The 25,164-nt window shown below is 70.6% G+C and carries 19 protein-coding genes and 1 pseudogene; 15 read left to right on the top strand and 5 right to left on the bottom strand.

Translation table 11 applies throughout. The annotated features are described in order from the left end of the window. Nucleotides 1-174: 174 nt before the first annotated feature. From V4Y04_RS21105 to V4Y04_RS21050, 12 genes are all read left to right on the top strand, one after another. A complete protein-coding gene (locus V4Y04_RS21105; RefSeq protein ID WP_332429766.1) occupies nucleotides 175-1,107 on the top strand; it encodes a DUF3558 domain-containing protein in 933 nt (310 codons plus the stop codon). Between the two features lie 134 nt (nucleotides 1,108-1,241). Further along, nucleotides 1,242-2,105, top strand: a complete 864-nt coding sequence (locus V4Y04_RS21100; protein ID WP_443080054.1) for a DUF3558 family protein — start codon at nucleotides 1,242-1,244, stop codon at nucleotides 2,103-2,105. Nucleotides 2,106-2,279: 174 nt separating this feature from the next. Beyond that, nucleotides 2,280-3,791 (top strand): DUF2637 domain-containing protein, encoded by a 1,512-nt coding sequence (locus V4Y04_RS21095; protein ID WP_332429763.1) that lies wholly within the window; start codon nucleotides 2,280-2,282, stop codon nucleotides 3,789-3,791. Between the two features lie 720 nt (nucleotides 3,792-4,511). After that, nucleotides 4,512-6,431 carry a hypothetical protein gene (locus V4Y04_RS21090; protein ID WP_332429762.1) on the top strand — a complete coding sequence of 640 codons (1,920 nt, stop codon included), beginning with the start codon at nucleotides 4,512-4,514 and terminating at the stop codon, nucleotides 6,429-6,431. Nucleotides 6,432-6,435: 4 nt separating this feature from the next. Further along, the gene (locus V4Y04_RS21085; protein ID WP_332429761.1) at nucleotides 6,436-7,644 is read left to right on the top strand and encodes an ATP-grasp domain-containing protein; all 1,209 of its coding nucleotides are present in this window, start codon (nucleotides 6,436-6,438) and stop codon (nucleotides 7,642-7,644) included. Beyond that, nucleotides 7,641-8,426 carry a gamma-glutamyl-gamma-aminobutyrate hydrolase family protein gene (locus V4Y04_RS21080; RefSeq protein WP_332429760.1) on the top strand — a complete coding sequence of 262 codons (786 nt, stop codon included), beginning with the start codon at nucleotides 7,641-7,643 and terminating at the stop codon, nucleotides 8,424-8,426. Before V4Y04_RS21085 ends, V4Y04_RS21080 begins: the two co-directional genes overlap by 4 nt. Further along, the gene (locus V4Y04_RS21075; protein WP_332429758.1) at nucleotides 8,423-9,292 is read left to right on the top strand and encodes a hypothetical protein; all 870 of its coding nucleotides are present in this window, start codon (nucleotides 8,423-8,425) and stop codon (nucleotides 9,290-9,292) included. Before V4Y04_RS21080 ends, V4Y04_RS21075 begins: the two co-directional genes overlap by 4 nt. A gap of 5 nt (nucleotides 9,293-9,297) precedes the next feature. Further along, nucleotides 9,298-10,299, top strand: a complete 1,002-nt coding sequence (locus tag V4Y04_RS21070; RefSeq protein ID WP_332429757.1) for a hypothetical protein — start codon at nucleotides 9,298-9,300, stop codon at nucleotides 10,297-10,299. Continuing rightward, on the top strand, nucleotides 10,296-10,988 hold the full coding sequence (locus tag V4Y04_RS21065) for a hypothetical protein (protein WP_332429756.1): 693 nt from the start codon (nucleotides 10,296-10,298) through the stop codon (nucleotides 10,986-10,988). Before V4Y04_RS21070 ends, V4Y04_RS21065 begins: the two co-directional genes overlap by 4 nt. Beyond that, complete coding sequence (locus V4Y04_RS21060) at nucleotides 10,985-12,307, top strand: MFS transporter (RefSeq protein WP_332429755.1); 1,323 nt, start codon at nucleotides 10,985-10,987, stop codon at nucleotides 12,305-12,307. The genes V4Y04_RS21065 and V4Y04_RS21060 overlap by 4 nt, the downstream gene beginning before the upstream one ends. Further along, nucleotides 12,304-14,820, top strand: coding sequence for an ATP-grasp domain-containing protein (locus tag V4Y04_RS21055; RefSeq protein ID WP_332429754.1), 2,517 nt, complete (start codon nucleotides 12,304-12,306; stop codon nucleotides 14,818-14,820). Before V4Y04_RS21060 ends, V4Y04_RS21055 begins: the two co-directional genes overlap by 4 nt. A 2-nt stretch (nucleotides 14,821-14,822) precedes the next feature. Continuing rightward, nucleotides 14,823-16,235: an ATP-grasp domain-containing protein gene (locus V4Y04_RS21050; protein ID WP_332429753.1), complete on the top strand. Its 1,413-nt coding sequence runs from the start codon at nucleotides 14,823-14,825 to the stop codon at nucleotides 16,233-16,235. Between the two features lie 299 nt (nucleotides 16,236-16,534). Here the strand turns inward: V4Y04_RS21050 and V4Y04_RS21045 are convergent, their stop codons facing one another. From V4Y04_RS21045 to lysS, 4 genes and pseudogenes are all read right to left on the bottom strand, one after another. Next, nucleotides 16,535-17,020, bottom strand: a complete 486-nt coding sequence (locus tag V4Y04_RS21045) for a hypothetical protein (protein ID WP_332429752.1) — start codon at nucleotides 17,018-17,020, stop codon at nucleotides 16,535-16,537. Further along, entirely contained in the window at nucleotides 17,020-17,727 is a 708-nt protein-coding gene (locus V4Y04_RS21040) for a fibronectin type III domain-containing protein (protein WP_332429751.1), read from the bottom strand. Before V4Y04_RS21040 ends, V4Y04_RS21045 begins: the two co-directional genes overlap by 1 nt. A gap of 79 nt (nucleotides 17,728-17,806) precedes the next feature. Next, nucleotides 17,807-18,247, bottom strand: a pseudogene (locus tag V4Y04_RS37790) (DNRLRE domain-containing protein); the annotation flags it as partial. Between the two features lie 500 nt (nucleotides 18,248-18,747). Next, on the bottom strand, nucleotides 18,748-20,490 hold the full coding sequence (gene lysS / locus V4Y04_RS21035) for a lysine--tRNA ligase (protein ID WP_332429749.1): 1,743 nt from the start codon (nucleotides 20,488-20,490) through the stop codon (nucleotides 18,748-18,750). A 186-nt stretch (nucleotides 20,491-20,676) separates the two neighbouring features. On the opposite strand from lysS, the gene argS reads away from it, so the two are divergent. After that, entirely contained in the window at nucleotides 20,677-22,452 is a 1,776-nt protein-coding gene (argS, locus tag V4Y04_RS21030; protein ID WP_332429747.1) for an arginine--tRNA ligase, read from the top strand. 94 nt (nucleotides 22,453-22,546) lie between these two features. Here argS and V4Y04_RS21025 read toward each other — a convergent pair whose 3' ends face one another. Next, nucleotides 22,547-23,008: a peptidoglycan-binding protein gene (locus V4Y04_RS21025; RefSeq protein ID WP_332429746.1), complete on the bottom strand. Its 462-nt coding sequence runs from the start codon at nucleotides 23,006-23,008 to the stop codon at nucleotides 22,547-22,549. A gap of 287 nt (nucleotides 23,009-23,295) precedes the next feature. Here V4Y04_RS21025 and V4Y04_RS21020 point away from each other — a divergent pair, with 287 nt between their 5' ends. Then, entirely contained in the window at nucleotides 23,296-24,183 is an 888-nt protein-coding gene (locus tag V4Y04_RS21020; protein WP_332429745.1) for a peptidoglycan-binding protein, read from the top strand. Further along, on the top strand, nucleotides 24,180-25,103 hold the full coding sequence (locus V4Y04_RS21015) for a helix-turn-helix domain-containing protein (RefSeq protein WP_332429744.1): 924 nt from the start codon (nucleotides 24,180-24,182) through the stop codon (nucleotides 25,101-25,103). The genes V4Y04_RS21020 and V4Y04_RS21015 overlap by 4 nt, the downstream gene beginning before the upstream one ends. Nucleotides 25,104-25,164: the final 61 nt, after the last annotated feature.

Raw genomic sequence — 25,164 nt, 5'->3', positions numbered from 1 at the left:
CGCAAAAACCGTCGCCAGGATCAACGAAAGGGACTTCGGACCGGCGTTCACGGCAGTGCGTGCGATACACATTGTCTGCCGCGGGTCCCCCCGTGCGGCAAGCGATTAAGCAGCGGGGACACTGGTAGACCCGGCGGGCCGAGGCCCGCGCCCACCGTCGAGAGGAGCCCGGTCGTGCAACGGAGGGCCTACGTACCCGGCGTCACCGCGCTCCTCGCGGCCCTGCTGGCCGGATGCACCGGCGGTTCGGGCGACGGGAGCCGGTCGGACAACTCCAACCCGGGCAGCGCCGGGACGGCGTCGCAGGCGGCCCAGCCCGGCAGGTACGCCACGCTTCCGGAGCCCTGCGGCGTGGTCGGCACCGGCATACTCGACGAACTCCTGCCCGGCATCGGGGAGATGACCGACGAGGGCCTGCGGACGAAGGCGTACGCGGGCGAGGCGACGCTCACGTACGACACCGACCGCAAGGTGGGCTGCAGTTGGAAGGTGGAGTCGGCCGAGGCCACCAACCGTCTGGTGATCGACTTCGAGCGTGTCGTCTCCTACGACAACGCCGTCAGCGACGACAGCCAGGCCGAGGAGCTCTTCGCGACGAAGCGGGCGGCGGCGGACCTTCCGGAGCCGACTGCCACCCGGTCCGGTTCCGCGGACACGGACGACGACTCCGGCGAGGACGGCGGCAGCGCGTCCGCTGATCCGGACGCGTCCTCGCCCTCTTCGGCCCGCCCCTCCGCATCCTCCGGTTCCTCCGATCCCTCCGGTTCCTCCGGTGTCGACTCCGCCGCGGCCGCCAAGGCCACCGGCTCCGGCTCGCCGTCCGAGGGCGAGTCCTCCCCCGCGTCGCCGTCCGTCCCGCCCGCCGACCTCCAGCCCCGTCTCCTGGACGAATTCGGCGAGGAGGCCTTCATCGACGACGAGCTGAGCAGCTCCGGATCGACCGTCAAACAGCGCTCGGTGACTGTGGCGTTCCGCACGTCCAACGTGGTCGTGACGATCGAGTACGCGGAGCAGCCGGCAACCGTCGGCACCGTTCCGGACAGTAAGGAAATGCAGGACAGAGCGCGGAAACTGGCCTCACTGCTGACCGATTCACTGGGCGGCTGAGCCCCGTACACGCCTCCTCCACGGCCCTGTGCAAAGCGTCCGAAGGAAGACCACACGACCGGCTCACCGCGTACGGTGACCCCTTGGCCTCCGTTTTGACCGCAGGGAACACAAGCGTCATGAGTGAAGGAACCATGCAGCGACGAGCACAGCGAGACGTGGGGGCACCGCCCACGTCGTCCAGCCCGTGGGGGAGCGCGAAGCGCCTCCACCGCGTCCTTGTCGGCGCGGCGGCCGTCCCCGCGATGCTGATCGTCGCCGGCTGTTCCTCGGACTCCGGCTCCGACGACGGCAAGGACAAGGCGGCCGGCAGTTCGGCGTCCGCGCCCGCGTCGGCGTCCGCGAGCCCGTCCCCGACGGTGCGGGCGGCGGTGTACAAGGACCTGCCGGACGCGTGCGACGTCCTGTCGAAGAAGACCCTGGACGATCTCGTACCGAAGTCGAAGTCGGGCAAGAAGAGCCGGTCCGAGGACATCTCGACGCGCGCCGGCTGCTCCTGGGACAGCCTCGCCAACAACGGTGTGGACGGTTCACAGTTCCGCTGGCTGAGCGTGTCGATGCTGCGCTTCGAGTCGGACACCACGCGGGGCGCGGGTGACGAACTGGCCAAGGACTACTACGACAAGCAGGTCAAGGACGTCCAGGCCGCCGAGGGCGCCACGGACACGAAGGCCGAACCCGTCACGGACACCGGTGACGAGGCGACGGCCGTGCGCTACGACCTGAAGAAGAAGGAAGGCACCTTCAAGCAGCAGACGGTCGTGGCCCGCGTCGAGAACGTCGTCCTCACCCTCGACTACAACGGGGCGGGTCTCGCCGGCGACAAGTCGCCGAGCGCCGACGACCTGATGAAGGACGCGAAGAAGGCGGCGAAGGAAGCGGTGAAGACCGTGACCGGGTCCAACGGCGGCAAGGGCTCCGGCGGGGCCACCGAGAGCGGTTCGCCGTCGGAGCCGGCATCCTCCTCGCCGTCGGAGCCGGCACCGGCGAAGGACTGAGCTCCGGGGCCACGGCGACGTGCCCGAAGACGGGCACGAAGGCGGGTTCGAGACAGACCCGAGGACGAGCCCGAAGACGGGCGGTGAAATTCCGATACGGAACCGGCCACTCGTTCTCCGCACACATGTGCCACTCTGTTGCGCGCAACAACACGCTTGAGGAGGGGAGTACGGGTGGCCGCGCCCATTCAGCTGACACGGACACACCGGATTCTCATCGGTGTGGTCGTCGCCGGAGCCGTGGTCATCGCCGGCATCGGCTTCGCGGGGTCCTACGCGGCCGTCCGCGAACTGGCCCTGCAGAAGGGTTTCGGGAACTTCAGCTACGTGTTCCCGATCGGCATCGACGCGGGCATCTGCGTCCTGCTGGCCCTGGATCTGCTGCTGACCTGGATCCGTATCCCCTTCCCGCTGCTGCGTCAGACGGCGTGGCTGCTGACGGCGGCGACGATCGCCTTCAACGGTGCGGCCGCCTGGCCGGATCCGCTCGGTGTGGGGATGCACAGTGTGATCCCCATCCTGTTCGTGGTGTCCGTGGAGGCCGCCCGGCACGCGGTCGGCCGGATCGCCGACATCACCGCGGACAAGCACATGGAGGGCGTCCGCCTCACCCGGTGGCTGCTCTCGCCGATACCCACGTTCCTGCTGTGGCGGCGGATGAAACTGTGGGAACTGCGGTCCTACGAGCAGGTCATCAAGCTGGAGCAGGAACGTCTCGTCTACCAGGCCCGGATGCGCTCCCGCTTCGGCCGGAGCTGGCGCCGCAAGGCCCCGGTGGAGTCCCTGATGCCGCTGCGCCTGGCCAAGTTCGGCGTCCCCCTCGCCGAGACGGCCCCGGCGGGGCTGGCGGCGGCCGGTATCGAACCGGCGGTGCTGCCGCCGGCACCGGAGCAGCGGGCCACCATGGACGGCCCGGCCACCGGAGCTACCGCGCTCTCCCTGCAGAAGGCGGCCCCGCCCGCCGATCAGCGCCCCGAACTGACGGGCGGCCCCGGCAACCGCGGCAACCGCGGGGGCCACGGCACCTCCGGTGACGAGGACGACGGCGGCGCGTACGACGAGGGCCACCGCGACGGCGACCGCCTCGAGGCCCGGGACCCCCGGGCCTTCCGCGACGCCCGCAGCACCCGTGACGCCCGGGGCGTTCCGGACGCGCAGTCCATGCCCCCGTACGAGCAGTACGGCCCGAACGCGCCGTACGAGCAGCAGCCGCCCGACCCGGACCAGAGCTCGTGGCTGCACGCCCGGAACCCACAGTCCGTCGAGTACCACGGCGGTTACGACCCCACCTACGACCCCACCGAGGACCCGCAGTACGCCGAGTGGGCGGCGGAGCAGGAGCGGGCCGAGCAGTACCGCGGGCAGTTCGAGGAGGCACCCCCGGTGCGGGAGCCGTCCCCGGAGGACACCGGCACGTTCCCCATCCCGGTCGGTCCGGGCCGCACCCGTGAGCTGGGCGAGGGCGGCGGCACTCCGGAGGCCCCGGCCCCGGTCCCGGACGACGACGGCTACTACCAGGTCTTCAAGCAGTCGATCAGCGGCAGCGGCTACCCGACTCCGCGCGAGTTCGGCGACAACGTCCAGGCGACGTACGGCCACTCCCTGCCGGACGCCGAGGCCAAGAACATGGTCATGGACTTCCAGAACCGTCACTCCGCGCAGCTGGAGGAAGACCACATCGCGTAAGCCGCAGCGCCTGAGCCACAGCGCTTGACCGCACGCGAACGGCGAGGGGGCGCCCGGTGTTCTCACCGGGCTGCCCCGCCCCCGGAGATGGACTGGATCATGGAGGTGCTGGAGCACTACCTGGCCGAGGCGCGTCCTCGCTTCGCACCAGGTGCGCATCGCTGCCCGCGACTCCGACCCGCCGCCCGACACGCCGCACAGGCCCCGGGGCTCCGGTCGTGGCCCGCGTCGTGGTGCAGGGGATCAAGCGTTACGCGTTCCGGTACGAGGCCCCTGACGATCTCCGGAGAGACGGCAGTCCGCGAGGCGTCCTGTTGAAGCGAGTCGAACGCTCGGTCCGGTGGAGCCACCGTCCCCGGCCTGCGAATTCCGGCGCCTCGATCGGCTACATCACTCGGCGGGACGCCACCGGGGCTCCTGCCAGGGGACGCTTCATGAGCAGAGCCCTCGCGGGTCCTCTTCTGTGCCTGCCCCGCATGGGCACGATGCCCGATCCTCGAAGCAACCACCCTTATCAAGACACATGTTCTTCGAGCGTGGCTGAATCCGAGACGTTTCAGGTAACTGCTGTACATCAAATGATTGCCGCCTGTTACCTCAGAGGTTAGAGTCACCTCGCGTGGCGGACCTCGCACCACCTGTGAGCGGCCACCCCTTGAGCAACGGAGCTCTTCCGGATTTTCTACGGCGCAGGTCTACCGGCCTCCCCGTGGCCTCTCTTTGGCACTCGTCATTGCGCGCGGTCGACCCGCGCCCGTCCGAGCGCTTTCACACGCTCATTCGTCCTCCTGTCCGGCATCTGGCGTTCACTGGCGATCGCTTGCGAAACATCACGTCTTCACAAGGGAATCGCAGATGGGTCTCCTTCGCGCCGAAGGATTCGACAAGCTTCTGGAGAAGGTCGCCGTCGAGGCCGCGAAGTCAACGTCCGCCGGCCACGCCGTTCGTCACTTAGCCACGATCGGCGAGCGGCTCGCGCCGGAAGTGGCACTCGGTGCGCTGCGACCGGGCGAGCATCACCTGCTCGAGGCGGTGGAGGCCGCCGGCGCCATGGTCGACGTGTCGGCCGCGGAGGATGCGGGCAGCTACCGATTCGGGCAGCTGAAAGCGGGCAAGGCCTGCATCCTCTGCCCCGGGGAGACGGGGAGGCCCGATCTGCGTGTGGTCGCCGGGATCCATTGGCCCGACGGTCCACCGGAGGGTCTTGAGGCCGCCTGTGCGGAGCTCGCTGGACGTGCGGCCGCCCAGATCGAGGCAGTCCGCGGCTGGCTGTCCGAGCAGGGGCAGGAGCATGCGGCGGGTCTTGTGGCCCGGCTGCGTTTCCTGTTCCGGCATGTCGGGCCGATACGGCTCTATATAGGGGACGCCTGCTACACGAATCTGGGCAAGGGCGGCAATCTCGTCGGCAAGTCCATCGGTGCGGAGTCCGATCGCTGCCGGATGAAGGTGCTCGCCGAGACCCCGCTGCCGGAGTGGAGTGCCGCCGACGCGTGTTTCGTCGTCTGCATGTCCGCGCTGATCGCATCAGGAACCCCGTCGCGTACTGAGGAGTTCAGCGGCACGCAGTTACTGCCGGACAGGCTCACCGAGTTCATCGAGGGCCGGATCCGGGCGTACGGCGGCGCTGTCCCGGACCCGGGAGCGTCGGTTTCTCCCATCAACAGACTCTTTGAAATCGCCGAACTGGCAAGCAAGTCACGGCTGCGTGAGCTGGAGTCCGGGACGGTGGTCTATCGCACGGTGCAGGCGATGACCATCAACAAGAAGGAGCATCTCTTCGACACCCCGGTGACCGGGGCGGATGTGCCGGAGGTGTTCCTCGACACTCTCGCCGATCTGGTGCCGTCCGCACCGGACGCCGTACGCGGCGGTGACTTCGGCGTGGACTGGCAGTCGCTGCTCGACGGTGATCCGGCGCCTTCGCAGCCGGGGTTCGCCAGCCGTTTCGAGGAGGTGCTGCACCGGCTGGTGGCTGCCGCTGCGGCCGCCACCCGTTCGGATGTCAGTATGTCCCGCGGACCGCGGGACATACTGCGGCTGAGTTCGCTGCTGGCCGACGGCAGCATCGAACCGGGGCACTGGAAGACCAGTGAGTACTACTGCTGTGTGGTGCCCGGCGACGGCTTCCGCGAGCGGCTGGCCGCAGCCGGGGCCACTGCCGAGCTGCCTCAGGTGGTGCGCGCGATCGCGGCCCGTATGCGCTGGAACGGCTGGCACTTCATGCCGCACGCGGCGGCCGTCACGGACGACGAGAGTTTCGCCGAGCGCGACTGGTTCTTCGCCCCTTCGATGCCCGACATGACGGAGTGGACCTCACACCACCACCAGGGGCATGTCGCCAACGGCGTACGGCATGCCATTCGCGTTCCCTTCGGTATCACCCTGGCGGGGGCGCACCGGCCCGGTGTGCACGACCTGCGGCTGATGCGCACGGAGGGCGACGTCTACGGGCTGCGTGACCTGCGGTCGGCGATCGCGATGGGCGAGGTCCTGCGCGGTTACTACCAGGAGCACGCGATCCGCATCGAGAAAAACGAAAAGCCCTTCGTGGTCGAAGACTTCGCAAACACCTGGTACCAGGGCCGGTACGGTACCGAGGCGAACGCGCAGGCGAGCACGGCGAACGAGAACGGTGTCTGACCTCATGACCACAGCTGGGACTTCCCCGACGACGGCCGACCACCCCGCGGTTCTCTATCTGGGCCTGCGCCGCTCGCCCTTGGAGTGGCGTGCCGAGATCGACGCGGCCGCCGCGTGCGGGCTGAGCGCCCATGTCGCCTCCGACGCGGACGTGTCCCATACGGGGCTGCCCGAGCAGCGGCGCGGTTCCTTCGACCGCGGTTCGGCGCTCGCCGACCAGGCGACGGAGGCCGCGCAGACCGTGCGGGCGGGCTCCGGTGCGGAGCCGGCCGTGGTGGCCTGCTGGGGCGACAAGTACGTCGGCCTCACCGCGCTGCTCGCCGAGCGGTTCGGTGTGCGCGGCATCGGCACCACCGCCGCGGGTGTCGCCACGGACAAGGTCGCGCAGCGCCGCGCGATGGAACCGTTCGGCCTCAACCCGCCCTGGCGCGCGGGCCGTACGGTGGAGGAGCTGCGTGCCGCCGTGGTGGAGCTCGGTGCCGCGGGCAGGCCGCTGGTGTTCAAGTCCGCGCATTGTTCCGGTGGCCGGGGCATGGCCGTGATCGGCCCGGACTCCGATCCGGACGAGGTGTTCGCGCTCACTTCGGCGAACTACTCCGGCACCACCGACTTCCTGGTGGAGGAGTACGTCGAGGGCTCCGAACACTCCGTGTCGGGTGTCGTGCACGACGGCGCGGTACGGGTCCTGGGCGTCACCGACAAGTACGTGGACGGTCCGCTGTCCGCGTCATGGGCGACGGCGGTCCCGTCCGCCCGTACGGAGACGCAGGTCAAGGAGTTGCAGCAGGCGGCCGAGCAGGCCGTGCTCGCGGTCGGTCTGCTCACCGGCGGGTTCCACGCCGATCTGCGGCTCGCGCCGGAGGGTCCGGTCGTCCTGGAGGTCGGCGGGCGGCTGGGCGGTGATCTGATCAACTCCCATCTCATTCCGTACGCGCACCGGGACGCGGTACGGCCCTACGAGACCCTGCTGGCGCTGCTCGCCCATGGGAGGCTGCCCGACGAGACTCCTGAGCCGGAACGTGGCGCGGCCATGGTGCTGCTGCCGAGGGCGGGGCGCTCGGCGGAGGAGCTGGCCGCATCGGTGCGCACTCACCCGAAGGTCGTCGTCGCCGAGGACTGGCCGGGCACCGACTCGGTGGTGACCGTCGTCGTCACGGAGAATCCGGCCGAGCTGCCCATTGCCGTGGCGGACGTACGCGAGTCGGCCTGGTGAGCACCGGTGCGCCGCGGTTTCCGCTGGTCGGGATCCTCGCCTGTCGCAAGGAGCGGGCCAACGGCACCACGTACTCACGGGTCAACGACCATCTGACGGAATCGCTTCTGGATCACGCGGCCGTGGCCGCGGTGCTGCTGCACACGGTGCGGCCCGAGCACGCCGCCGGCGTGCTGGCGCGCCTGGACGGCCTCGTGCTGCCGGGCAGCGGGTCGTTCGTGCATCCGATGCGCTACGGCGGGCAGGAGGCGGACGCCGTGCCCGGCCGGGAGTACGACCTGCCCAGGGACGCGACGGCGGCGGCGCTGCTACGGGCGGCGGACCGGATTCCCGGCCTGCCCGTGCTTGCGAGCTGCCGGGGGCTGCAGGAACTCGTCGCGCACCAGGGCGGCACACTCGAAGCCGTGCCCGCCTCCGACGTGAAGCACCGGCTGCGGGTCGGGGCGGACGGGCCCGACCGCTGGGCGCCCGCGCATACCGTGGACGTCCGTCCCGGCGGACTGCTGGCCCCGTTGGTGGGCCCCGGCCAGGATCCGGGTGCCGTACCCGTCAACTCGCAGCACAGCGACCGGGTGGCCAAGGTGCCCGGTCAGGCGTTCGTCGAGGCCACCGCCCCGGACGGGACCGTCGAGGCAGTCAGCGTCGGCGCGCCGGAGCGCTTCGTGCTCGGCGTGCAGTGGCATTTCGAGCACCACACCGATCAATCGCCCCTGGACCGGGCGGTACTGGCCGCGTTCGGCCGACGCTGCCGGTCCTGGATGGAGTCGAGGCAACGCCAGTGAACGCGTCAAGAACCCCCATCGCTCGCGCGACCGGCCCGGCCGCGGTCGATCATGAGGCCCTCGCCGCCACCGCGCTCGCCGCGGCCGGCTGCGGCGGCGATGAGCTGCTCTTCCTCGCGGGCTCGACGACCGACGGGCTCGCGAACCGCAATTCCGATCTCGACCTGTACATCGTGGGCGATTTCCGCGTGGCCGGCTCGGAGACGGCTGCACGCCAGGGCGAACGGACCGCGACGGTCGCCTTCCACGAGGGCCGTGAGGTGAACGTCGCGGTGCTGGACCCGGCCGCGCTCGACCGGCTGCGGGATGCTTTTCGTGCCGCGGTGGCAAGCCTGTCGCAGGAGAAGGGCATCTCCCAGCTGGTCGACGAGGACAACCTCAAGATCCTGCACCGCGTGCGGACCGGGCAGGCCCTGCGCCGTCCCGACCGGCTCCAGGGGCTGCGCGACGACCTCGGCACCGGGGATCTGCCCCGCTATCTCCTGAACGTCGCCGCCGTGGCCGCCGTCAACCGGCTCACGGACGTGTCGGGTGAACTGGCCGACGGGCACGGCGATTCGGCGGCCTGGATGTACCGGGAGGCTCTGGTGCACACCGGTCAGTGCGCGCTCGCCGCCGCCGGTGTGACCGTCCCCTCGGTCAAGTGGCTGGTACGGCTCCTGCAGCGCGCGGCGGAACACCGGGTCGACGGCGATCCCGCGTACGCCCGGTGCGCCGCGCACACCGCCCGCCGACTGCTCGCTCCTCCCGCCGACACGGCCGCCGCGCTCCGGGAGACACGGGCCGAACTCGCGGCGGTGATCGACTCCGCGGGCGAGCAGGCAGGCCCCTATGTACGCCTCGTGGCCCGATCGAAACTGGGATGACGCCGATGGCACTCGTCGACTCCGAAAGCCCGCTCCCCGCCACCGGGGAGCGGAAGTTCACACCCGTCGAGCTGTACGACATACCCGACGCGGTGCTGCCCCGCGAGCCGCGCCTCGGCGGCGCCTGTGTCGCCGTGCCCGACGACCGCCTCGCGTCCCTTGCCCGGTCGGGGCCCGCGGTGCTCGGCCTGCGGCCCGGGCCGGTCGGCACCGACGGTTTCACCGCCTCGCTCCTGAAGGAACTGCGCGCGCTGGTGGGTCTGCCGGACGGACACAGTTGCCTGCTCGTGCCCGTCCTGCCGCAGCCCCTGGCCGGGCTGCTCGCCCGGGAGAAGTGGGCCGTGGCCCACGACGTCGTGCCCCGGCCGGTCGGTGGAGCGGTCCGGCCGTTCAGCGCCGACGGACCCGAGGGCTGGAGTGCCGCGGACCTCTCGGGCACCTCCTGGCCGCTGGCCGACGGGCTCCTGGCGGAGCTCGACGTGGCGGCCTTCTGCCCGGGCCCGCTGCTCGGCGTTGTGCCCGGCATCACGGTCCTGACTCTGTCCCCGCGGGCGGCCGCGGCCGCCCGCGCCGAGGAGGACAGCGGCCCCTTCGGCATCCGTGCCCTGCTCGACGCGGACGCGCCCGGTACGCCCCGCCCCAGCGCCTCGGACCTGATGATGCTCGCCCACGGCGTGCGCACCCTCGCCGAGTCGCACCCCGAGCGCCTCGAAGGCGAGATCGGGGCCCGGCTCGAGCTGGTCCGCGCGCACACGATCGGCCGCTCCTGGCTGACCGGACCGCCGTATCGCCGGGGCCGTGACCTCGCGTGCGTCCTGCCCACCTTGCTCGCTCCGGCCGCCGTACGGGAGTTGGTGGAGTTCGTGGAGAGCCGGGCCCTGGTGTACGGGCTCGCCGACCCGGACCGGCCGACCGCGCTGTGCGTCGGCCTCGGCCGCACGAGCGGCGACGACGATCTCGTACGCCTTGCCGGTCTGCTCGACGTCCTGCTGGAGGAGGCCCGATGAATCCTGCCGGAGAAGCCGCCAAGAGCGCGGGCGCCCTGCTCATTCTCAAGCCCGACATCCTCACCGGTCCGTGCGCGCGGTGCTCCCCCGCGCTGGCTCGCGACACCGTGCGCGGACTCCTGTCCGTGTACGAGCCGTCGACCGGGTACGCCTACGAGGCGGACACCTCCGAGCAGGCCGTCGCCTGGGCGCTCAGCAACATCGAGCGCAAGGTCCGCGCCAGGCACTGGTACGTCCGCACCCTGAACGACCCCGGCCGCGACCTGGCCGCCCTGCGGGCCCTGCTGGCCGGACCGCTCCTGGACCCGGCGGGCGAGGACACCGTCCACACGGCCGACCTGGTGCTCGGCGTCGCGGAGGCACTCGGGTTCACGGTCGCCGACCGCCTGCGTACCCGCTGCACCCAGCGCGACTTCCTGGGTCTGTACGCGGACAACACCCACTTCACCCGGCTCGCCGGAAGCCTGCGGGACTACCTGGTCGGCCAGGAAGTCGAGATCTACCGGTACACCGGCATGCAGGAGCTGTCGACCCTGCACATCTTCAAGGAGATGGTGCGCCGCGTCGTGCGCTATCCCACCACCCACTACGACGCGGTGGAGAACCTGCTGCACGTCTCCGACCCGGGTGCCGCCGACTGGACGTACTTCCTCAACGCGGCCTTCGGGGAACGGGAGACAGCCTTATGAGCACGCCCCGGAGCCCCGGCCGCCGCTTTACCGGGGCCGACGCGCTGATCCTGCTGAACGGTGTGTCCACGTTCGGCTCCGGCCTGGTCTACCCGTACACCGCGCTCTACCTCTCGGAGCTGCCCGAGATGGGCACGGCGGGCATCAGCGTCTTCTACGGCGCCGCCGCCGCGGCCAACCTGGTGACCGCCGCGGTGCTCGCGACCGGCTGGATCAAACCGCCGCCCACGCGCCTGGGGTTCGCCGGGACGCTGATGCTCGCCGTGGGCTTCTTGGGGACGGCGGCGGCGGGCTCGCTGACCGCGCTGTTCGCGGCCGTGCTGTTCATCGGGTGCGGCCAGGGCTGTCTGCTGGTCTCCATGGTGCCGGTGCTCAGCTCGCTGACGCCGCGGGAGCAGCGACGCTCGGTGTTCGCGCGGCGCTACCGGGCCATCAACGTGGGCCTGGGCCTCGGTGCGGTCGTCGCCGGTCTGACCACCGGTTTCTTCGCCACCTCGGCGGTGACGTGGCTGTTCGTCGCCAATGCGCTGAGCTATCTGCCGCTCACCTACGCCTTCCACCGCCTGCGCGCGCGGGAGCGCCGCGAGGAGGTGCGGGGCGCGGAGCGGGAGGCGGCCGGTGCGCCTCGTGAGGAGGCCGCCGAGGCGCAGGAGGCGGCCGACGGACGACTGAAGTGGCTCGGGGCCGCGGGGGCGCTCGCGGTGCTGTTCCAGCTCGGCGCGTACCTCTTCGGGCACAGCCAGTTCGAGGCGACGTCGCCGCTGGTCGCCGTTCAGTTGATGGGCATCGGACTCGGCACGGTCTCCGCGCTGCTGCTCGTGAACACCGCCGTCGTGGCCCTCGGACAGACTTGGGTCACCCGCCTGCTGAGCAGCCGTGACGAGACGTTCGGGCTGCGGACGGCGGTCCTGCTGTGGGTCGCCGCGTACGTCGTGGCCATGGGGTCGGCGTTCGGGCCCCTGCCTGTCCGGTACGCGGGACTCCTGCTGTTCGCCGTCGTCTTCGCGATCGGTGAGTGCGCGTACTCCTGCTCGTTCCACCCCTGGCTGATCGACTCCGTCGAGGCGAAGGACGTCTCCCGGGTATCCGCCCTGGCCAGCGGCGCCATGGGCATCGGTACGGCCGCGGGCCCCTCGATCGGCGTCGCCCTGACCCTCACCGGCGAGGCCCCCGTGGTGTGGCTCGGCCTCGCCTCGCTCTGCCTGCTGTTGCTGTTCACCCTCGGCCGGCGCCACCTCGCGGCACGGAATCCCGCCGACGGAACCGCAGGAGCCGCACCGGAACAGACACCCGCGTCACACACAGGGGAAACGACATGACGGACACACTGCTGCTGGTCGGCGCGGGCATCATGGGGCGCGGCTACGTCGCCGCCGCACAGGACCTCGGGCTGCGCACCGTACTACTCGACGACGAGGCCTGGCGCGAGAAGCACGAGCAGCACGTCGCGCACTTCGAGAGCCCGGCGGGCGGCACCGAGACGCACTGGCTGCGGGCCGCACTCGACGCCGCCGACCGGTACCCGCCGCAGGGAGTCGTGCCGTTCGCCGAGCAGCATGTGCTGGCCGCGGCGCGGGTGCAGGACCTGCTGGGGCTGCCCGGCCCTTCCCTCGCCGCCGCCGGGGCGAGCCGCAACAAGGCCGTTCAACGCGCCCTGTTCGCACACGCAGGGCTGCCGCAGCCCGACCACACCGTCATCGACGACGCGGACCAGGCCGCCCGGTGGAGTCGCGGCCGCTACCCGGTCGTCGTCAAGCCGCTGCGGGGCATGGGCAGCAGCGGAGTGCGCTGCGTGGCGGGCGAGGACGAGCTCCGCGCGGACCTGGCCCGCCGGGACGTGGGACAGCATGTGCTGATCGAGGAGTACTCGGACGCTCCTGAGTACAGCTGGGAAGGGCTCGTCGAGAACGGCGAGGTGATCTTCGGGAACCACACCCGCAAGGTGACCACCGGCCCGCCCGAGTTCGTCGAACTGCAGCACCAGCTGCCCCACCTCCCCGCCGACCGTGACCGCGTCGACGGGCAGACGGCCGCGCTGGTGGCCGCTGCCGGTATCCGTACCGGCATCGTGCACCTGGAGTACCGGGACGACGGCACCGTGCTGAAGCCCATGGAATTCGCCGTGCGCACCCCCGGCGACCACATCCTGGAGCTGATGTGCCGGGCGTACCGGCACGATTTCTTCCGCAGCGTCGTCGAGCTGTCCCTCGGCCGCAAGGTCGGCCTCCCCACCGGACGTCCCCGCACTGCGGGCGTACTGTTCCTGACTGCGCCTCGCCCCGGCCGTATTGCGGCCGTGGAAGGCATCGAGGCGGCGGCGAACCGGCCCGAGGTGGTGCGGGTCGGCCAGAAAAAGCACGCCGGTGACGTCGTCACCGGCCTCCATTCGTCCGGCGACCGGATCGCCCACGCACTGTTCCTCGCGGACACTCCCGCCGCCGTGGACGCGGCGGCCGACGACATGCGCCGGCAGATCGACATCCGCGTGGAACCGACCGACGACGTGCCCGCACCGGCTCCCGCCCCCGCCACCCCATCCGCAGAGCCGCCCCGGATCGCTGAGGACGGGCCGGTCGTCGTGCTCTGCAAATGGCGCCCCGACATGGTCAGGGCTCTGCTCGCCGCGACGCCGAACCTCCATCTCGTGCTGGAGGAGTCCGAGCTGGCAACCGCCGCGGCGTCGCCCGAACTGACCACTGCCGTCCGCTCCGTCTACCGGGTCGGCAGCGTCGACTCCGTCGAAGAGCTGACCGGGGTCGCCGTCGATCTCGCCGTACGCGATGTCCGGGTCGACCAGGTACTGTCCTTCTCCGAGGACGGGCAGCTCGGCGCCGCCCAGCTGCGCGCACTGCTCGGCTGCGATGAGGCGAGCGCGCAGATGCGGGCAGCCGTCCGCGACAAGCGGATGATGAAGCACCTCGTTGCCGCCGCCGGTGTGCCCGTCACCCAGTGGGCCTCGCTGCCGACAGACGTCACCTTCGCCGACGGCGACACCTTGCCCGACGTGGGATTCCCCGCGATCGTGAAGCCCGCGTTCGGCTTCGGGACGATGAGTACGATTCGCGCCGAGAACGCGGCGGAGATCGCCGCCGTCCTGCGCGATCTGCCGAAGCCCGACCGGCTCTCCTCGGGCCACCTCATCGTCGAACGTTTCGTGTCCGGCCGCGAACTGCACATCGACGCGCTGTGGCGGGAGGGCAAGCCGCTCTTCCTGAACGTGAGCGCGTACTACGCGCCCCGACTCGACCACGTCGCCACGGACCGTGCCGTGCACGATGCCCCGCCCGCCCGGGACGGCTCGTACATGCTGGCGCCCGAGGAGCACCCCGAGCTGCACGAACGCATTCTCGCGATGCACACCACCGTGAACGAGGCCCTGGGCATCGACACCGCCGTCACCCATCTGGAGGTGTTCGAGACACTCACGGGCGACCTCGTCTTCTCCGAGATCGCCACCCGGATCGGCGGCGGCTGGATCCCCGACATGCTCACTGCCCGCCTCGGGCACAACGTGCACGACATCATCGCCACCGGGCTGCTGTACGGCAACCTCGAAGCCGGCGGGGACACCGTGTCCCCGCACCGGCACATCGGCGCGCTGCACCTGCGCCCGCCCCGCGCCGGCACCATCACCGCCCTGCCGACGGGTGAGCAGATCGAGGCCGTCGACGGAGTTCTCGACTGGCGCCTGAGGAAGAAGACCGGGGATCGGTTCGGCTTCTCCCACGCCATGGACTGGTGCCTGCTGGTGATCGTGGGTGCGGACACGGCCGAGGAGTTCGAGGCGGCCCTCGACCGCGTCGAGACCGAGCTGACCATCGAGGTGGAGTGACCGTGTCTGCCCCCGCTCCACGTCCCGCCGTCCTTTTCGTCGGCCTGCGCAAGAACCCCCTGGAACACCGGCCCGCGTTCGAGGCCGCCCACCGCGAGGGCTACGCGGTGGTGCTCCTCACCGCCCGGCCGCCCGCCGCCCTGCCGCCCGCCGGGCTGCCCGGAGCACTGCTCGCCGAGGTCCGCGCGGTCGACCCGCACGACACCGCCGCGTTCGACGCGGCAGTGGACGAGGCCGCCGCCGCGCACCCCGTCGCCGGCGTCGTCACCTGGTCCGACGCGGGCGTGGAACCTGCCGCTCGCGCCGCCCACCGCCTGGGCCTGCCCGGCATCGAGCCCGAAGTCGCTCGCTTGGCCCGCAACAAGTACCTCATGCGCCAGGCCCTCGCCGGCTGTCCCCACTTGATACCCCGCTACGCCCGGGTACGGACCCTGCGGGACGCCGAACAGGCGCTGGAGCACGTCGGGCTCCCGGCTGTGCTGAAACCCGCCGCGGGCAGCGGAAGCAAGGGCATCTTCCTGCTGCGCTCCGCACGGGACCTACTGCCCGCGTTCGCCGAACTGGCCCGTCTCACCGGCGCCGACGGCGACAGCATCTTCCGTCACGACCGTGGCGAACTCGTGCTCGAAGAGCTGCTCGGCGGCACCGAGCACAGCGTCGAGGGCTTCGTGCACCAGGGTGAGGTGACGGTCTGCGGCATCACCGACAAGACCACCACCGAGCCGTTCCGCCTGGAACTCGCGCACCTGCACCCCAGCGTCCTGCCCGCCGCCGCAGGATCCGCCGTGCGCGCGCTGACCCGTGAGGTCGTGACCGCCCTCGGCTTCGACGACTGCGCCTTCCATCTGGAGTGCATGTACGACGCGGAGTCGGGTGCCCGGCTCGTGGAGGTCGCCGCACGCGCCGGCGGTGACTTCATCGGATCCCATCTCGTCGGCCTGGCGAGCGGGATCCCCTTCCACGAGAACGTGATCCGCGTGGCGACCGGCCGGGCTCCGCGCCTGCCCAACCGTCCGCTGCTGCACGCCGGACTGCGCAAGGTGATGGCCCCGGTGGCAGGGAGGCTGGTACGGGTCGAGGGCGTGGACACCGCGCTCGCCGTCCCGGGCGTCCAGCACGTCGTCCTCGACCGCGCCCCCGGCACGACCGTAAAGCTCCCGCCCGAGCACTTCTCCTCCTGTGCCATCGGCGCGGTCATGGCCACCGGCGACACCGCTGCATCGGTCGAGGGCTCGCTGCTGACCGCGACAGACGCCATACGGGTGGAGATCGCGCCCCAGCCCGCTCGGCGCACAGCGGAAGGAGCTTCGACGTGTGGTTCGCCCGCTCCGACGACACCCCGTGAAACCACGCCGACCCGGGCTGCGGAACCGGACAGTTCACCCTCACCGGCGTCAAGCGCATTTCAGGAATGACGCCACTCCGCCGGCCAGGTCTTCAAGCAGTCGATCAGCGAGCGGCTCGCGCCGGAAAACGAGCGGATGAGGACGGCGACGTACCACCGCTACGCCACCACCATCCGGCTTCCCCACCGCCTTGGACAAGGCGGTGGGGAAGCCGGATCTCTTTACAGCGGCTCCCGTCCGCCGCCGCCGTCATCAGGTCGACCCGCCTTGCGCTGTTGTGAACGGTCTGCGAAGCCGCACAAGCGACCGCCGGCCACAAGCACAAGGCTTCTGGACGGCGGTCGCGATCCATCAAGGGGTACCGGTGCCTACGGCTTCACCGGATCACCGTTCCCCACACTCAGCCACCACACATCGTCGTCGCGGGTGAGGTCGAGCACCTGCTGCCGGCCGTCACTGAAGCGGAGTTCCGCAGTGGCCAGGCCCGGTGCGACAGGGTCGGCCACGACCGCTTCGACCGGCTTGTCGGCATGTGCGCCGAACTCGGCGATCAGGCGTTGCACGGCCTCCTCCCGGCCGGTGTACCACGGGGCACCGATCCCGGCCAGGTCCGCAGCGTCACCGCCCCGGAGGCGTTGGACGTACACCCCGAGGACCAGTTCGACCTCGCGAGCGACCTCCTCGGCCTCGGGGTGGGTGGACTCCGCGGCGCGGACCGTCACCTTCACCTCGGGGGTGTCCCGCAAGGCGTAGGGCGCCGGTTCACGGAGCAGCCACCATGCGAGGACGCCTCCGCCCAGGCACAGGGTGACGAGTGCCGCCATGAGCCACTTGGCTCCTGAGGTCTTGAGCATCAGTACCACTCCGGCCTGACGCGATGGATGTTCGCCCACGTGCCCCTCTGGCTTCGGATGTAGGTGTCGAGGCGCTGGTTCAGGCGGTTGTTGTCGTGCGCGCTCACGTAGGCCTTCCCTTTCGCCATCTTGGTGATGACGCCCCCGTGGTCCCAACCCCCTTGCCACCCCAGTTGAAGAAGACCACGTCGCCGACCTTGGCCTCCTTCTGCTTGGATTCGGTGTTCACGAGCGGAAGGCATCGCCAGCACGTCCGACAGAGTGGACGTGCTGGACGTATAGGTGAGGCTGTCCGCTTTCAGGGCGTCGCGAGTATCGATCAGCCGGAATTCCTCCGCCTTCGACAACCAGGAGTGCTTCTCGGCGTTGGGCCGACCGTTGATCGCGGCGCTTGCACTGTTGTGCGCACCGGTGTTCAAAGCAGCGGTGGCTTCGAGGTACTCGTTGACGGTCGCCGTGCAGGTGGCAGCGCTCAGGGGAGCACGCAGCGGTCTGACTGCATTGCTGGTGACCGTAGTGCTGGTGCCGTACGGGCTCGAGGCGCTCACCTTGAAGGTGTAGGGAGCGTCGTTGGTGAGGCCGGTGATCACCATGTCCGTACCATGCGTGGTGCGCTCGGCCGCCACGGCGCCGGCAGCATCCAGTGCGGTCACCTCGTATGTGAGGTCCGTGTCGTTGTAACCGCTGTCCGCGCCGGCGTCCCACATGACCAAAGCTCCCCCGTCCCCCCGCCCGCGCACGGAGCCCTCCAGGCGGTGACGGCGGTGTGGCCGGCCCGTACTCGACCGTAAATGTGGCCGAGGCGAAACTGATGCCCGCCGTGCTCGGCGCCGTATCCGCCCTTCGCAGCACCAGACCGTGATTGATGTTGGCGCCGTCGGTCCAGCCGGTGACGAGGCCGGTGACGTCGATCGCCCAAGGGGCCGCCGCATCCAGGTTGACACCCAAAGCCGTGACCTTGTCCAAGTCACTTCCCGTCCCCGTGGTGGCCCATGCATCGTTGAGAGCATGTACGGCCAGGTCGGGTGTCGTCGCGCTCGACTGCAACCGCAGTGTGGCGCCGGTCACTCGTGCTCCGGCAGGGATCTTCGACAGATCGGCCTTGAGATAGGTGCGCCAGTTCTTGCCGGAGACACTGCCCACCCTCAGCGCCGTGCCGGTTTCGCCGACACAGGTGACCGTACCGGTACAGACGGTGGCCTTGGTGAGCGGAACGCTCACCGACATACTGGCGGGCGTCTCGACGGCCTCCGTACCGGATCCTGCGGCTATCGCGGTCTTCTCGGTCCAGGCGGAACACTTGCCCTCGTAACAGGCTCTCATCGACCAGTTGAACGGCCCGCCGGAATCGAGCCGGTCGGCAGGAATCTTGAAACCGGCGCGCTCGCCGTTGGGCACGAACTGACTGCCCAAGTTCTGGATCCCGCTGGCGTTGCCGAGCCGGAACTGGGCCTCGACCATGCCCCCATTGGGCGAGGTGACAACGCCCGTGACCAGGGGAGAGGTGGTATCGGTCGCTCCGGTCTGGAGCTGAGTGGGCAAGTCTGCGGGCAACACAGCGCTCGCGTCGACCTGGAACGCCGTCCGGCCGGACCAGTTGGAGGTATCGATCCCGTCACTGGTGCGCGCCCGAACCCGAAGGTGGGTGCCGTCCGGCAGTGCCGAGGTGATGGGGGCGCCCGGTGAAACACCGGGCGCCCCCATCGTCGTGTGCGTCGATACGCCGGTCAGTGACCGAGCAGCCTCCGGACCCGCTCCTGGCCCACCGCGAGCAGCAGGGTGGGCAGGCGCGGGCCGGTGTCGCGACCGACGAGCAGGTGGTACAGCAGCGCGAAGAACGACCGCTGCGCGGTCTTGATCTCCGCCGGCAGTTCCTTCGGCGTGGCGTCGGCGGGGAAGCCGGCCTGGACCTTGGGAACGCCGTACACGTGGTGGGTCAGCCCGTCCAGGGACCAGTGGTCGGCCAGCCCGTCGATCAGCAGCCGCAGCGACCGGCGGCCCTGCTCGTCGAGGGACTTCAGCAGTTCCTCGTCCGGCTCCGTACGCACGATGGTGCGCTGGTCGGCCGGGACGTGGAGGGAGATCCACGCCTCGGCCTTGTCGTACCGCGGCCGCGCCTCGTCCAGGGAGCCCAGCGGGTTCGACGGGTCCAGGTCGCTCAGGATGCGCAGCGCCTGGTCCGCGTGCCCGCCGGTGATGTCGGCGACGGAGGCGAGGGTGCGGTACGGCAGCGGCCGGGGCGTCCTGGGCAGGGCGCCGCCCGCCGTGCCCACCGCGCGGGAGTACGCGGCGATGTCGCCGGGCAGCGCGGAACCCTCGGCGACCTTGGCGTCGAGCCGGTCCCACTCGTCGTAGAGGCGCTGGATCTCCTGGTCGAAGGCGACCTTGAAGGACTGGTTGGGCCGGCGCCGCGCGTACAGCCAGCGCAGCAGCTGGGGTTCCATGATCTTCAGGGCGTCGGCGGGCGTGGGCACGCCGCCGCGTGAGGACGACATCTTGGCCATGCCGCTGATGCCGACGAAGGCGTACATCGGGCCGATCGGCTGCTTGCCGCCGAAGATGCCGACGATCTGCCCGCCGACCTGGAACGACGAGCCGGGCGAGGAGTGGTCGACGCCGCTCGGCTCGAAGATCACGCCCTCGTAGGCCCAGCGCATCGGCCAGTCGACCTTCCAGACCAGCTTGCCGCGGTTGAACTCGCTGAGCCGGACCGTCTCGGCGAAGCCGCAGGCGGTGCAGGAGTAGGTCAGCTCGGTGCTGTCGTCGTCGTAGGAGGTGACGGTGGTGAGGTCCTTCTCGCAGTTGCCGCAGTAGGGCTTGTACGGGAAGTAGCCGGCGGAGCCGGTGCTGCCGTCGTCCTCGGCGGCGGCGCCGGAGCCCTCCGCAGCCTCCAGCTCGGCCTCGTCGACCGCCTTCTGCTGCTGCTTCTTCGCCGGGGCCTTCTTGGTGCGGTACTGCTCGAGGATCGCGTCGATGTCGCCGCGGTGCTTCATGGCGTGCAGGATCTGCTCGCGGTAGACACCGGTGGTGTACTGCTCCGTCTGGCTGATCCCGTCGAACTCCACGCCCAGCTCGGCGAGCGACTCGACCATGGCGGCCTTGAAGTGCTCGGCCCAGTTCGGGTACGGGGAGCCCTTGGGGGCGGGGACCGAGGTGAGCGGCTTGCCGATGTGCTCGGACCACGTCTCGTCGACACCCTCGACCCCGGCCGGGACCTTGCGGTACCGGTCGTAGTCGTCCCAGGAGATCAGGTGGCGGACCCGGTGGCCGCGGCGGCGGATCTCGTCGGCGACCAGGTGCGGGGTCATGACCTCGCGGAGGTTGCCCAGGTGGATCGGGCCCGAGGGGGACAGTCCGGACGCGACGACGACCGGTTTGCCCGGGGCACGCTGCTCCGACTCGGCGATGACCTCGTCCGCGAAACGGGAGACCCAGTCGGTGGTCTCGGTGCTCTGAGCCACGATCGGCACGTCCTTCTTTCTGCTCGGGCAGCCCGTACGGTCGCACGGCTGACCCCTTCATTCTCCCAGCCCGGACCGCATCCGCGAAAACCGCTTTTCCGCGCGTGGGATACTCGGGTTCAACAGTAGTCACCTGCAGTAGCCCTCCTGCAGCAGTCAACAGCTCCACAACCCGAGCAGAACGGCAGCCACCCCATGGCCTCGGTCACGTCCCTCAGCGACTCCGTCCAGCAGCATCTCGCGTCCGCGCTCTCGGCCACCCGGCCCGAGGCCGCCGGCGCGGACCCGCTGCTGCGACGCAGCGACCGGGCGGACTACCAGGCCAACGGCATCCTGGCGCTGGCCAAGAAGGCGAAGGCGAACCCGCGGGAGCTGGCCGTCGAGGTCGTCTCGCACATCGTCACCGGTGACGAGCTGATCAAGGACGTCGAGGTCTCCGGCCCCGGCTTCCTCAACATCACGATCGCCGACCGGGCGATCACCGCGAACCTCGCCGCGCGGTACGCGGACCCCGAGCGCCTCGGCGTGCCGGTGACCGCGAACCCCGGCACCACGGTGATCGACTACGCCCAGCCGAACGTCGCGAAGGAGATGCACGTCGGCCACCTGCGGTCCGCCGTGATCGGCGACTCGGTGGTACAGCTCCTGGAGTTCACCGGGGAGAACGTGGTGCGCCGCCACCACATCGGCGACTGGGGGACCCAGTTCGGCATGCTCATCCAGTATCTGGACGAGCACCCGCACGAGTTGGACCACAAGTCCTCCGAGGACGGCGCGATCTCCGGCGAGGAGGCGATGTCGAACCTGGACCGCCTCTACAAGACCGCGCGCAAGCTGTTCGACTCCGACGAGAAGTTCAAGACGCGTTCCCGGCGCCGGGTGGTCGACCTCCAGGCGGGCGATGCGCACACGCTCTCCATCTGGCAGAAGTTCGTCGACGAGTCGAAGATCTACTTCTTCTCCGTCTTCGAGAAGCTGGACATGGAGATCCAGGACGCGGACATCGTCGGCGAGTCCGGCTACAACGACATGCTCGCCGAGACCTGCCGCCTGCTGGAGGAGTCGGGTGTCGCGGTCCGCTCCGAGGGCGCGCTGTGCGTGTTCTTCGAGGACGTCCTGGGCCCGGACGGCAAGCAGGTCCCGCTGATCGTCCAGAAGTCGGACGGCGGCTACGGCTACGCGGCGACCGACCTGTCCGCGATCCGGGACCGTGTCTTCCACCTGAAGGCGGACACCCTGCTGTACGTGGTGGACGCCCGGCAGGCGCTGCACTTCAAGATGGTCTTCGAGACCGCGCGCCGGGCCGGCTGGCTCGGTGACGACGTGAAGGCGGTCCAGCTCGCGTTCGGCACGGTCCTCGGCAAGGACGGCAAGCCGTTCAAGACCCGTGAGGGCGAGACGGTAAAGCTGGTGGACCTGCTGGACGAGGCGATCGACCGTGCCTCCGCGGTGGTCCGGGAGAAGGCGCAGGACCTGTCCGAGGAGGAGATCGCCGAGCGGGGCACCCAGGTGGGCGTCGGCGCGGTGAAGTACGCGGACCTGTCGACATCGGCGAACCGGGACTACAAGTTCGACCTCGACCAGATGGTCTCGCTGAACGGCGACACGTCGGTGTACCTCCAGTACGCCTACGCCCGTATCCGGTCGATCCTGCGCAAGGCTCCCGAGGGCGTGCGCCCGTCCGCGCACCCGGAGCTGGCCCTGCACGAGGCCGAGCGGGCACTGGGCCTGCACGTGGACGCGTTCGCGGAGACGGTGGCGGACTCGGCGCGCGAGTACGCCCCGCACAAGCTGGCCGCGTACCTGTACCAACTCGCTTCCCTGTACACGTCGTTCTACGACAAGTGCCCGGTGCTGAAGGCCGAGTCGCCGGACCAGGTGGCCAACCGCCTGTTCCTGTGCGACGTCACGGCCCGCACGCTGCACCGGGGCATGGCGCTGCTGGGCATCAGGACGCCCGAGCGGCTCTGAGCGCCCTCGTTTCCTTCGGCACACGCACGAACGCGGCCCGCCCCCTCCCCCGATGGGAGGGCGGGCCGCCTCGCCGTGTCCGGGCGTGTGCGCCCTAGTAGTTGCTCACCGCCCAGTTGGCGAAGGTCTTGAAGGCCGCCTGGGTGCCCGAACCGGCGATTCCGTCGATCGCGCCGGTGTAGCCCCAGCCGTTGTTCTTCAGGAAGCGCTGCAGCGCCGAGACCGTCCCGCTGCCGACGGATCCGTCGATGGCGCCGGTGTAGCCGTGGTGCGCCTTGAGGTGGCGCTGGAAGGCCTTCCAGCTGTTGGGGCCGAGCTCGCCGTCTATCGAGTCGGTGTAGCTCCAGTTCGCCCGCAGCCAGCGCTGGACTCCCTTGGCCTGGGTGGTGTTCAGACCCAGGTTGACCACCGCGAGCGGAGCCACGGCCTCGGCGGACGCGACGGTCCTGGTGTCCTGCGCGGGTGCGGCGAAGCTGGTGCTCGCGGTGGCCAGGCCGCCGGCGGCGATTCCGACGGCCGTGGTGACACTGACGAGCGCCTTGGTCATGGCTCGCATTCGTTTCCCCCTTGGAATGGGCGGTACCGACCGGGGCGGCCGGCTCGACACGAAGACTGCCGGGTCGGTGCCGGGCCCGGCCATGATTGCCGCAGAAGTGACGTCGGCATGGGATGCCCCGCCCGGCGACCTGCAGGGACGCGTCCCGCCGGGACGGTGTCGCGGGACGGAACGGGACGGGCGATGGCCGAATCGGTGTGGGTGCGGGAACCGCATCACCGGGCACACTGGGGATGCTGTTGCACAATCCGACGGAGGACCGGAACCACATACGCGAGTGGGGAAGCATGTCGCGCTGGAAAGGCCTGCCCGCGGAACTCGACCCGAGTGTCCGGAACTTGGTGGTGCGATTACGGCGGCTGAAGGACCACAGCGGGCTGAGCCTGCGTCAGCTCGCGGCGAAGACCGGGTACAGCACGTCGTCGTGGGAGCGCTACCTCGGTGGCAGGTCGCTGCCGCCCCGGAACGCGGTCGAGGCGCTGGCGTCGGTCACCGGCGAGGACCCGACCCGGCTGCTGGCTGTGTGGGAGGTCGCGGCGGAGGCATGGAGCGGCCGCACGGCGACGGCGCCCGCGGGTCCGATCGCGGTTGCCGTTCAGGCCGGGGCTCCGCCCGGGGATCAGGATCGGGCTCCGGAATCGGCGGCGGAACCCAGCAGGGCGGAATCCGTCGGACTCATCGATCCGATCGGGCCCGCCGACCCCGGGCCCGCCGGCCCCGGGGCCGAGCCGGCACGCGGGTGGGCCTTCCACGTAGCGGTCGCCGCCGGGGTGGTCGCCGTCGCGCTGACCGCGTCGGCGGTGGTGGTGCTGGCCGGCAGAGTGGGCACGGAGGATGCTCGCGGCACCGCCGCGCCGCCCACGTCGTCGGCCGCACCGGTGGCGGTGTCACCGCCGCCGTCCCTGCCGGCCTACACCTGCCGGGTGGAGCGGATCGACGGCCTCTGGTACGCGGGGCAGAGCACCACGCGGGACGCCATCGTCGCGAACGGCTACGCCGGACCGGAGGTCGCCGAGGTGCAGTGCCTGCTCAGCCGGGCCGGCTACTCGCCGGGTGACATCGACGGCATCTTCGGCCCGATGACCGAGCGGGCCGTCAAACGCCTGCAGGTGGAAGCGGACTTGGTGGTGGACGGCATCGTCGGCCCGCACACCTGGGGGGCCTTGCGAGGATGAGGTCGCCGGAGCGCGCCCGGCTGACGGCCACCCTGCGAAGCCTCAAGGAGCGCGCGGGCCTGAGCCTGACCGGGCTGGGGGAACGCACCTCGTTCAGCAAGTCCTCCTGGGGCCGCTACCTCAAGGGCGAGACACTGCCACCCCGGGAGGCCGTGCGGGAGCTGTGCCGGCTGGCGGACGAGCCGGAGGGCCGCTGCCTGGCCCTGTGGGAGCTCGCGGAGTCGGAAAGCAGCGGCCGGGCCGCCCAGGTCCCGCCCCCGGCGCGTCCGGAGACCACACCGGGACCGGAACCGGCGAAAGAACCGGAGGAGGGACCGGGGGAGAGACCGGAGGAGGGACCGGCGCCCGGGGGTCCCGCCCCGCCGCGGCCCGCACCCCCTACGACCACCGCCACCGCGCACCGCCGGTCCTGGCGGGTCACCGCCGTCATGGTTTCCGTACTGGCCGTGACCGCCGGCGGCGTGACCGCGACCGCCCTTTTCCTGCCACCGGACCGGACGCCCGACGACACACGTGGACCGACCACGACCATGACCGGGGCCGGGACCGGAACCAGCCCTCCCCCGCCCCGCTGCCAGGGCGGCGCCTGCGAGGGCCGGGACCCGCTGAACATGCTCTGCGGGATCGACCTGGACACCCTCATCGAGCAACGCACCGCCTCAGGCGCTCACCTGCAGGTGCGCTACAGCCCCACGTGCGGGACGAGTTGGGGCCGCATCTGGGGCACGCGGGTGGGCGACCGCGTCGAGCTGACCGCGGCCGGCCCGACCCGCTCCGCCGAGATCACGGACGCCCTGGACGCGACGGCGTACATCTACACCCCGATGACGAGAACGACTCCGGGCACTCTCGTACGGGCCTGCTTCCGCCCCGCCGGGCAGACACGGCGGGAGGAGTGCTTCGAGGCGACCGTACGCTGACCCGCGCCACCGGCCCGCCCCGCGCCCTCCGCGCTACGCCCTCCGCGCTACGCGCTACGCG

It is taken from the genome of Streptomyces sp. P9-A2 (assembly GCF_036634175.1).
In the GTDB taxonomy this organism is placed as follows: domain Bacteria; phylum Actinomycetota; class Actinomycetes; order Streptomycetales; family Streptomycetaceae; genus Streptomyces; species Streptomyces pratens.
The sequence above is the reverse complement of the archived record's forward strand: the minus strand, read 5'-3'. Positions and strand labels throughout refer to the sequence as shown.